10 protein-coding genes are annotated in these 10,648 nt (G+C 35.2%); 1 reads left to right on the top strand and 9 read right to left on the bottom strand.

Annotated elements, in window-relative coordinates:
* Positions 1-516 precede the first annotated feature (516 nt).
* Both gspE and AB1414_08900 read right to left on the bottom strand, forming a co-directional pair.
* Positions 517-2,025: a type II secretion system ATPase GspE gene (gene gspE / locus AB1414_08905; GenBank protein ID MEW6607558.1), complete on the bottom strand. Its 1,509-nt coding sequence runs from the start codon at positions 2,023-2,025 to the stop codon at positions 517-519.
* A gap of 149 nt (positions 2,026-2,174) precedes the next feature.
* On the bottom strand, positions 2,175-2,324 hold the full coding sequence (locus AB1414_08900; GenBank protein ID MEW6607557.1) for a hypothetical protein: 150 nt from the start codon (positions 2,322-2,324) through the stop codon (positions 2,175-2,177).
* Positions 2,325-2,398: 74 nt separating this feature from the next.
* Between AB1414_08900 and larC the strand changes: the two genes are divergently transcribed.
* Entirely contained in the window at positions 2,399-3,607 is a 1,209-nt protein-coding gene (gene larC / locus AB1414_08895; protein MEW6607556.1) for a nickel pincer cofactor biosynthesis protein LarC, read from the top strand.
* Between the two features lie 218 nt (positions 3,608-3,825).
* Here the strand turns inward: larC and AB1414_08890 are convergent, their stop codons facing one another.
* The 7 genes from AB1414_08890 to AB1414_08860 form a co-directional block, all read right to left on the bottom strand.
* Positions 3,826-5,502: a glycoside hydrolase family 57 protein gene (locus AB1414_08890; GenBank protein MEW6607555.1), complete on the bottom strand. Its 1,677-nt coding sequence runs from the start codon at positions 5,500-5,502 to the stop codon at positions 3,826-3,828.
* Between the two features lie 433 nt (positions 5,503-5,935).
* Complete coding sequence (locus tag AB1414_08885) at positions 5,936-6,313, bottom strand: hypothetical protein (GenBank protein ID MEW6607554.1); 378 nt, start codon at positions 6,311-6,313, stop codon at positions 5,936-5,938.
* Positions 6,314-6,691: 378 nt separating this feature from the next.
* Positions 6,692-6,847, bottom strand: coding sequence for a hypothetical protein (locus AB1414_08880; protein ID MEW6607553.1), 156 nt, complete (start codon positions 6,845-6,847; stop codon positions 6,692-6,694).
* A 22-nt stretch (positions 6,848-6,869) separates the two neighbouring features.
* Entirely contained in the window at positions 6,870-7,793 is a 924-nt protein-coding gene (locus AB1414_08875; protein MEW6607552.1) for a hypothetical protein, read from the bottom strand.
* 15 nt (positions 7,794-7,808) lie between these two features.
* Positions 7,809-9,401 carry a hypothetical protein gene (locus AB1414_08870; GenBank protein ID MEW6607551.1) on the bottom strand — a complete coding sequence of 531 codons (1,593 nt, stop codon included), beginning with the start codon at positions 9,399-9,401 and terminating at the stop codon, positions 7,809-7,811.
* 402 nt (positions 9,402-9,803) lie between these two features.
* Positions 9,804-10,181 (bottom strand): hypothetical protein, encoded by a 378-nt coding sequence (locus tag AB1414_08865; protein MEW6607550.1) that lies wholly within the window; start codon positions 10,179-10,181, stop codon positions 9,804-9,806.
* An 11-nt stretch (positions 10,182-10,192) separates the two neighbouring features.
* Positions 10,193-10,501 carry a hypothetical protein gene (locus AB1414_08860; protein ID MEW6607549.1) on the bottom strand — a complete coding sequence of 103 codons (309 nt, stop codon included), beginning with the start codon at positions 10,499-10,501 and terminating at the stop codon, positions 10,193-10,195.
* Positions 10,502-10,648: the final 147 nt, after the last annotated feature.

Raw genomic sequence — 10,648 nt, 5'->3', positions numbered from 1 at the left:
GTAACATGCAAATTCAATCTTAACAGAGCACTATAATCTTTGCGTTCTTTGCGGTTAATTTCTTTGCGTTCTTTGCGGTTAAAAAAGGATAAACCACTTAATCTTAAAAAAAACTTGAATATCGAGTGTAACAGATATTAATGTCAAAGAGCTAAATAAAGGTGCACGATGTCCTGCTACAAAATAGAGGATTAGGAGTGCACAATGTTCAGGTGCACGATGTGCTGCTAGTTATCAGGTAATGATTAGGCCCGGGGGGGACATCAATTGAGTAGCGACAGAGCAATAGTGTCCTGTTGAACAAATAACGCACGGAATTTGATTCTGGTAACTGGTGATTGGTAACTGGTAATTAAATACCGTTGGGCTGAGCTCAGGACGAAACTATTTAACCAGTTACCAGTTACCAATTATCCGTTTGCAGGTTACGAAACCTGATGATGCCCCGTGCAAAACTTAGTCAACACGACACTAGTGTCTGAATCACAGGAGTAACGGTAAAGATGGGATACAATTTTATTCCTCTTGAACGACTCTGAGAACCTCCTCTACGGTAGTTACTCCTCTTTGCACCTTTTGAAAACCATCTTCTTGCATAGTTTTCATTCCTGATTTAATAGCAAGTTCTTTTATTTTATGAGCATTAGTCTTTTGGAGTATTAATTCTTGTAATTCATCATTTATCACCAGTAATTCAAATATACCTATTCTTCCTTTAAAGCCAGAATAATTGCACTTTTCACAACCACGGCCTTTAAGAAGTGTTTTTGAATGAAACTCTTTGACTAATTCTGGAGCAGGGAGATATTCTTCCCTGCACTCCGGGCAAATAAGTCGAACAAGCCGCTGGGCTAATATTCCAATTACCGATGAGGAAATCAGAAAATCCTCCACTCCCATATCATGGAGCCGGGTAATAGCACTTGCGGCATCATTGGTATGTAATGTTGAGAAAACTAAATGTCCCGTCAAAGCCGCCTGAACAGCTACCTCAGCCGTCTCTAAATCCCTTATCTCACCAACCATCATAATATCCGGGTCTTGCCTTAACATTGACCGCAATCCTTGAGCAAAACCAAAGTTTATTTTAGGTTTTACCTGCAATTGATTTATTCGCTTTATTTGATACTCAACTGGGTCTTCGATGGTAATAATTTTTTTCTCAGTTGAATTAATGCGGTTTAATGTCGCATACAGGGTTGTGGTTTTACCTGAACCAGTAGGACCTGTAACTAAAATAATTCCATTTGGTCTATGGATTAATTTTTTAAATTGTTCAAGTATTGTTTCCTCAAATCCTAAGTCTTCTAATTCCAATAAAATACTTTCTTTTTCAAGGATTCTAAGAACTAAACTTTCGCCATAGAGTGTAGGTAATGTTGCGACACGAATATCAATTTGTTTGCCACCAACCTTAAGTTGTATTCGACCGTCTTGTGGTAATCTTCGTTCCGCAATGTTCATCTCAGCCATAAGTTTGATTCTTGAGATAATAGCCGGGTAAAGCCATTTAGGTGGAGGAGAGGTATCATACAACACACCATCTATTCTATATCTCACCACCATTTCATCTTCAAAACATTCAATATGAATATCACTTGCTCTTTTTTTAATTGCCTCCATGATGATTAAGTTGACTAATTTAATCACCGGTGCCTCATGAGCCAAACTCTCTAAATCAGCAGTTGTTTCTTTATCCTGGTCGCTAATTTTCTTCTCTTTAATCCCGGAGATAATATCTTCAACGGTCTGTGCACCTGTTCCATAATATTTTTGTAATGCCTGGTCTATCTCATCTTGTGAACTAAACACCACTTCTATTTTACATCCTAATAAAAGTCCAATATCATCAAGGATATGAATTTCTAATGGGTCTGCGGTAGCAATAGTCAAGGTGTTATTATCCATTTTAATCGGGATTAATCGATACCTATTGACAAATTTTGCCGGTAATTTTTTAATTACTTCTTGAGGAATCTCAAGGCTTAAAATATTTACTATTGGAATTTCTTGTGTCAAATTCATTCTAAATATAACCTTCTTTAAAAGATTTTTCTTGCTAAAATAGCCTGATAATATTATAATATATTCAGGCTGTTATTGTCAACTAACTTTTGGAGAAAATTAAAAGTAGTAACAAGAGGTATAAACGTTCAGCCACAGAGGCACAGAGTTCACAGAGAATTAAGGGAATTAGCCACAAATGCACACGAATTAACCTTTGACATCCCATAAATGTACTGCGAACCTTTAGGTTCGCCTTTGGGCTTGCCAGAAGTGAGGCTACAGCCTCGCACTACAAATCTTTTTGTATTTGTGTTCATTCGTCGTTATATATTCCCTCTGTGTGCTCTGTGACTCTGTGGCTATATCCTGAACGGTTACCAAGAGGTGAATAATGAAAATAGCGTATTTTGATTGTTTTTCCGGGATTAGTGGAGATATGATTTTGGGGGCGCTGGTTGATGCTGGATTGAATTTTGAGGATTTAAGAAATGAACTAAAAAAGATACCAGTAGCCGACTACGAAATCAAATATGAAAAGATGATTAAAAAAGGTATTACCTGCACAAAAGTAGATGTAATTACTGCAAGTGAAATTGGTTCACCAGCAGAAATGATTGAATTGGTGGAAAAAAGCACATTAGAAGATGATACGAAACAAAAATCCAAAAAAATTCTCTATCGAATGGGAGAGGTTGAGGCGAAAGTTCATAGCATCTTAAAATCCAAAATAGAAGATGTGCATTTTCACGAGTTAAATTCTGTTGACACAATTATTGATGTTGTTGGGGCAGTTATTGGATTTAAAAAATTATGTATTGATGAAATTTATTCATCTCCTTTAAATGTGGGCAGTGGCATAATAAAAACTAAACATGGCATTCTTCCTGCACCTGGACCGGCGACTTGTGAATTGCTAAAGGGTATTCCTGTGTATTCAAGTGGAATAAAAGCCGAACTTACGACACCAACGGGTGCGGCAATTATCACAACATTAGCTACTGGATTTGGTCATTTACCCGCAATGAAGATTGAGACAATTGGCTATGGAAGTGGGAATTTTGAACTCGAGCAACAGAGTAATTTACTTAGAGTCCTAATCGGTGAATCTCAAAAAGATGAGTGTGAATCTGATATAATCTCTTTAATTGAAACAAATATCGATGATTTAAACCCACAGATTTATGAATATTGTTTTGAGCGATTATTTGAGGCAGGGGCATTGGATGTTTATTTGACCCCAATTATAATGAAAAAGAGCCGTTCTGGGATAATTTTATCAATCATTGCCCCTTTGGATAAGGTAGATGAACTGATTAATATCGTTTTTAAGGAAACAACTTCTATTGGTATCCGATTGCAGGAGATAAGACGAAAAAAAATCAAAAGGGAAATAATAGAAATAGAAACGGAATTAGGCAAGATGAAGGTCAAGAAAGTCACTTTTGAAGGTAAGGTTGAAATTATTCCTGAATATGAATCGTGCAAAAAGATTGCTATAGAAAAAGGAATTCCTTTAAAAAAAGTTTATTCAATAATAAACTCATCTGCAGATACGGGAAAGTATGGGACGCAGATAAACGCAGATTTTCAGGATTTTTAAATATACATCCTGATAATCTACGAAAATCTGCGTCCCATAACCTATTTTCAGGAGAAATGCTCATGCCCCTGCAGGGCACAAATGACGATGAAAAATAATAGCACGCTGATGACGCTGATGATGCGGATATTCGCGGATAGAAGATAGAAGGTAGAAAGTAAGGAGATAGGCGTGAGGAGTGATGTTTTCTTTACTTTCTACTCTCTACTTTCTACTTCCTATTTTCTGTGTCCATCTGTGGCTGAACAGTTACGAAATATTAGACTTGATGTCAATCCTAATCGCAAATAGGCATTTTTTAAATGGTCTTTAAATAATGTATCAAACTGGTCATCACGGTCACTTGAGTAATCAGTGCCATACCACCAGAACCAATCGCTTCCTTCTGCCGCATAGATTGATTCAAACACCTGTGGATAGTTTTGTGGGGTAATACCCTTTTTGTCTAAATCATCCCTAACCAAACGGAGTAAATTCCAGGCATTATTCTTTTCTTTATCGCCTATCCAGGTGCCAAGGTCATTTCCGGGCATAGACCCGGCCTGGTCTATCCAGCTGGCACAAAATAGGTCATAAACCTTTTTTTGAGTCTCTTTAGGATGGGCTAAAATACCTCGAGCAGAATTACCAGTGATGTATTCTGAAAATGTAACTGTAATAATTTCTTTGTCTTTAGATAAATTTTTATAAAGGGCATTAAGAAATTCTACGCCAGTCTTACGATAATATCCCCAAGGATTTTCTCCATCAAGGATGACAGTTAAAATTCGGTCTTCGTTATGGGCAAATCCCTTTACCCACTTAATAAATTCCATAGCCGCCTGTTTGTAATCTCTATATTTTTGATAATCAAAACTTATAACATTAGATAATTTAGTTTCGCGGAAGAAAATGGTTATCTCTGAATTTTTCTCTTCATCAAAGGCTAAGTAAGGTGAACATAGGACATCTGGCTTATAAGCCTCGTAGCCATATTTACCGGATTTCTGTAATACCCCCTGGTCCGTAGCAATCCAATTGAGATTAGCCTGAGCAAATAGATGGATAGTCGATTGACTCACAGCCCCCTCTGATGGCCACATCCCTCGTGGCGGTTGACCAAATATCTTAGAATAATACTCAACGGCTAAATCAATCTGTGCCTTTGCATCCTCTGGCATTGAAAAGCGTGGTGGCAATGTCAATCCCTCTTTATCAATAGTTGCCTGATTTGTATCATAAATCAAAGGAATAATCGGATGGTAAAATGGGCTGGTAGAAACTTCAATCTGACCTCTCTCCTGAAGATTTTTATAAATAGGAATGATATTACGCATAATTTTATACTGCAAATCTATTATTTGAGTAATATCATCTTCTCTAAATCCACTATCCTTTTCTATAAAATCTTTAACCGTGAGAATATTTGAATCCGGGAGTGTAACCTCGCCTTGTTTAAATATTTCCCCAAACCAACTTAAATTAAACCACATCTTTAAATCAATCAAATCTTGCCCGGTAAAGGTTTTTTTAGATTGTCTTTTTTGCAATAACTCTTTATATCGAGGATATGGATAAATTTGAGTTTCATAATTTCCATCAAAAAAGTGCATTAAAATATAATTCTTCTCTCCTTGAGATAATTTAGAAACGGGTTTTAATGATAATTCTAATTCTCTATCTGTGGCTGAATTATTAACATAATCCTCAATTTGCCATAATAAAGATGGAACAAAATTACAGGTAAGATGTATTTTGGGATATTTTTTAAGTAAATATGCCATACTAAAATAATCTCTTATCGAGTGCATTCTTACCCATGGCATAAAATATGCCCCTTTTTGAGGATTAATAATATTTTTATACATTGGTTGATGAAAATGCCATAAAAAGGCTAAATATATTTTATGAAGCATGTGATATTCCTCCCAGGATAATGCTAGTGTCGTGTTGAACAAATAACGCACGGAATTTGATTCTGGTAACTGGTGATTGGTAACTGGTAATTAAATACCGTTCGGCTGATCTCATGACGAAACTATTTAACCAGTTACCAGTTACCAATTATCCGTTTGCAGGTTATGAAATCTGATGATACGCCGTGCAAAACTTACTCAACACGACACTAGCTACTTTCTCTTCTTGGGGAAAATTTTCGACCTGTGCAGTTAGGTTTAAGGTAACTATTCACCACGAAGAGCACGAAGGGCAAGGAGATGTTACAGAACAAATCTCTTTATGCCTTCTTTCAATCTTTAAACCAAACCAGCCTCCTAACCCTAACCCTTTCACCAAAAACTCCTAAATATATCCCCTTATCTCCTTTATCATCTCCGTATCTCCTTTTTTTTACACAGGTCTAAAGTTAACTGCACAGGTGGCTAATTTGGTGCCGATGTTTATCCTTTCTTCATCTGATAACTCTTTACCAAACAATACCCCTTCTTTGCCAGTAGCAGCTACACCTAATTGATAGGTCTTGGTCATATATTCTACTGCACCAGGTTGGATAGTGTTAGAGAAAGGTAAGTGAAGGTTATTTAACCCCTTTGGTAGGACTTTGCTAAAGTCAGTGCCCATGTAGTTAAGAGCTGTCATAAATCTTTGAGAACCTTGTATCTTTCTGCCACTACCATCAGTTAAGTCATTAGCAAAGACACCTAGTGATTTATCAAAGACCAATTGAAAATTTAAGTTAATTATAACTAAAAACTTTATAGAAGTCAACTATTTTTTGAAAGGCAATTAAGGAAAGAAAAAGTGTAATAAAAGGGGATGTGGGGGATATATGGGAGATAAGGGGATATTAAAATATTTTTTATAATTTTTTTAAATTCATCTCCATATCCCCTAAATATTCCCCTCTCCCCTTCAAAAATAGGTGGTATTTTTACCACCTTTTGGAACACGGATGACACAGATTTATTTTTTTAGTAATCGGATTTAGCAGATTTAAGCAGATTAAAAAGGAAAAATTCGATATATCCGTTTAATCCGCTTACTAATAAAAAAAGAAGAAGGGGACATCTGTTTTTTAAATATCCCCTTCTTTTTAGGAAAATGTAAAATAAAGTTAGACCCTCAACTTGTTCTTTTTGGGTAGGATTATTTCCCATGGGTAGTTAATCTTTTGTACCAGATGAGAAAGTCTATCCATATTAAGAAAAAAGCAGGTAGCCATAACCTGGGATCATAAAATCCTTGTACCCAAAGTGCCAATCCTACACCAAAGATTGTTGGTGACCCCATATACTTTTCCATTATCTCTCCTCCTTCCTCACTTTTACTTAGTAATCGGTTGCCATGATGGGCGTCCATTTGCAACTTGGTTATAGGTTAGTCTTTTTCGATTTTTTCCATCTGCATCCATTATGAAAATCTCTATATAGCCTTCTCTATTCACAAACTCGACACTAACAGACTGAAAAGCTATCTTTTTACCATCTGGGGACCAACAAGGGTATAAATCAGGAATTGCAGAATCATCACCTATTCTCGTCTGACCTGTACCATTAGCATTCATTACATAAATTTTAGCGTTTTTATCACTTTTTCGCTTACATACAAAAGCTATCTTTTTACCATCTGGAGACCAAGTAATATCTCTTTCTGAAACATCATTATTTGTTAATCTCTTCAAATTTGTACCATTAATATCCATGGTATAAATTTCATAATTCCCATCTCGCTTTGAAACAAAAGCTATCTTTTTACCATCTGGTGACCAGGAAGGGGCATCATCATCTGCAGGATGATGAGTTAATCGCCTTCGGTTGCTACCATCTGCATTCATAATATAAATCTCTTCATTAAATCCTTCTTCCCAACTCCCAAGATAGGAACTGAAAACAATTTGTCTCCCATCTGGTGACCAAGAAGGAATACCATCAATTGTATTAATCTCACTAATTCTTCTTTGGTTCGTACCATCAGCATTCATTATATAAATTTCTGTTGGACCATCACGGTCCGAGACAAAAGCAATTTTTTTACCATCTGGGGACCAACGAGGAAAATCATCATTAGCTGGATCGGTTGTTAATCTTATTTGATTTTTACCATCAACATCCATTGTATAAATATCTAAATTGCCATCACGATTAGAAGTAAAAGCAATCTTAGCAGGATAAGATACTTCTTTACATCCAGTGAGAATGATAAGGATAAAGATGAAAGTTATATATTTTAAGATATAGAGTTTTTTCATAATAATCTCTCCTATTTATCTATATGGTTTAGCTGCCTCTTCAATCCATCCTTTAATCTGTTCAGGTAACCAGTTATTGGTACCTCCTATATGAGATCCATGTCCCATATAGTACCTAATATCAGCTTTAATAAATGTACTTGCAGGTAAATTGAAAAAGTCTATTCCAAGATTTGACATATTAGGTGGCATATTTATATAGTGTGCATAGTCTTCTATTCCTTTCTGGTAAAATCCTATCTCTCCTAACTGTGTCCTTGCCAAGTCATTAATATACCCTCCATATCTTACAGTTTTATAAGCTATGTCGGCTATGTCGGCTATATGTGTTGGGTCCAATTGAAAAATAGCTTTGTCTATTTCACCTTGAACAAGGTATCTTGCTATCACAAGTCCTTTCCCCAAATTTCCTAAATAGTATTTTAAAACCTTCTTAGCTACATCATCTGCAACCTTTATACCTATCTCTGCCTCTTTCCCTTTAATACCCCATGTCCCTTGATTATTATTTCTTCTCAAATATTCAGCCAATAGATCATGTGCTCTGTCTTTTTCTACTCCTGTTAATTCATTTTTCCCCGCAAGGTCTTCTAATTTACTATTTAATACATCATCTTTCATTTTATCCAGTGGATTTGATACCTCGCCATCTTCCCCAACTTTTTCATAATAGAAATTATAACCCTCTATCCACCCATTGGCATAATCTTTATTCCATTTATCTATAAGGATATTAGTTATTGTTGGGTCTTGATTTGCCTCTATCATTGCTCGTAACTGGCTTGGAGTTACTCTATCACTATATAATTTTATTAACTCTGTTGCATCTCCTCCATATCTCTTAACCCTTTGGGCTAAATCAAGGACATCATCTACACTTAATTGCTTACTCTCTACTTGTTGTTTGATTGCCTCAATAGTTAATTCCCCTTTCTTAAATGCTACATATCTGGCATAATCTTGTTGGTAATCTCGAACAGTATCCCTAATAGTAGTAAGTATATTTTCACCTGCCTGACCAATACTTTTAATACTTTGCCATATCTCATGAGCAAAATCTAATTTTATGTAGGCATCCTGGTCTTTAGGGATATTGTTATTAGTAGTATTATTGGGACCAAAATGAAGATATGAGGCAAGGTTTGAGGCATTCTGGTAGGCCTGGACAGCCATCTGACTCCATGCCTGTGCACCTTTGTAAAAATTCATCCCTTCTTGTTTTAAAGCATCTGTTATTCCTGTTTCTGGCTCCTCATCCGTAGCGTAGTCAATTCCATTCCCAATAATATTACCGATGGAAGAACCAACTAATTTGGTGCCGATGTTTATCCTTTCTTCATCTGATAACTCTTTACCAAACAATACCCCTTCTTTGCCAGTAGCAGCTACACCTAATTGATAGGTTTTGGTCATATATTCTACTGCTCCAGGTAAAATGGTGTTAGAGAAAGGTAAGTGAAGGTTATTTAACCCCTTTGGCAGGACTTTGCTAAAGTCAGTACCCATGTAATTAAGTCCAGCTATAAACCTTTGACTACCGTTTATCTTCCAACCACTACCATCAGTTAAGTCATTAGCAAAGACACATAGTGATTTATCAAAGACCAATTGAAAAATCTAAGTTAATTATAACTAAAAACTCTTTAAAAGTCAACTATTTTTGAAAGCCTTTTTGATTTTTTTAATTAGATTAATATTTTTTTAATTTTTTTATATTTTTATCTAAAAAGGCAATTAAAGGAAGGAAAATTTAGTCAAAAAAAAGTGGTATTTTTACCACCTTTTGGAACACGGATGACACGGATTTATTTTTTTAGTAATCGGATTTAGCGGATTTAAGCAGATTAAAAAAGAAAAATCCGATATATCCGTTTAATCCGCTTACTAATAAAAATAAATAAAAGAAAAAAGAAGAAGGGGATATCTATTTTAAAAACATCCTAAAATTTAATCCTTAATTTCCAAGTCTAATAATAACAGTAAGTTATCTCCTATAAGTGAATTTCATAATCAAGGTCTGAGCCCAACTCCCCACTGAAGTTTCTCCTTTTCATATCCTTTACGATATTTAACCCTTTCGCTAATCCAAATTTCCTCAACAATTTTATCTTTGAGTCTAACTGTTAATCTTAAACTATCTGACATTATTGGTGGTGTTTCATAATAATGTATCTCATATTTTCTATCTCTTGAGAATTCAATCTTAATAGGTTTGCCTAAAACATCTTGTGCCTCATTTAAAGTAATTCCAGGCTCCAAAGACTCAAATTTCTTTATATTTTCATATCCTTTATGATATTTAATGTAGTAATAGACCAAGGGTGATGAAACAATTACAAAACCGAGCAGTAATAATATTAATACTGTTTTTAAAAATTTCTTTATCATATTTTCACCCTCTAATAATCTATTTCCCACTTTTTAGTTTTTGAATTATAGATATGGATAGTCCATGTATGAGCAGGAAATTCTAATATAAAATATTTTTCAGACTTGGATATGTATAAAAAATTTCCGATAGTACACACTTTAACTTTATATTCATCTCTGGCATCTACTATCCTCCAATAATTCTCTTTACCCTTGGAAATTATTGCCTTATCTGACAATGGATATCCATTATTCTCAAATACTTTTCTCAAAGCATTATCAACCAAGCCAACTTTGAGGTGTTGTTTATACTTTAGTTCTAAATCAAACACATTCACAGAATTTTTGGTGGTGTCCCAAATTAGCTAAAGTTTGTGAGAGAAAATGTCGATAAAGATAACAGAAGTACATAGTGTATTATTCTGGAGATTTTGTTTGGGAGGTGGAATAACGATGCATCCAATAGAACACTTCTGTTGTCAGAA

Source organism: bacterium, from assembly GCA_040755795.1.
Lineage (GTDB): Bacteria > UBA9089 > CG2-30-40-21 > CG2-30-40-21 > SBAY01 > JBFLXS01.
This window is presented reverse-complemented; position numbering and strand designations above follow the sequence as displayed.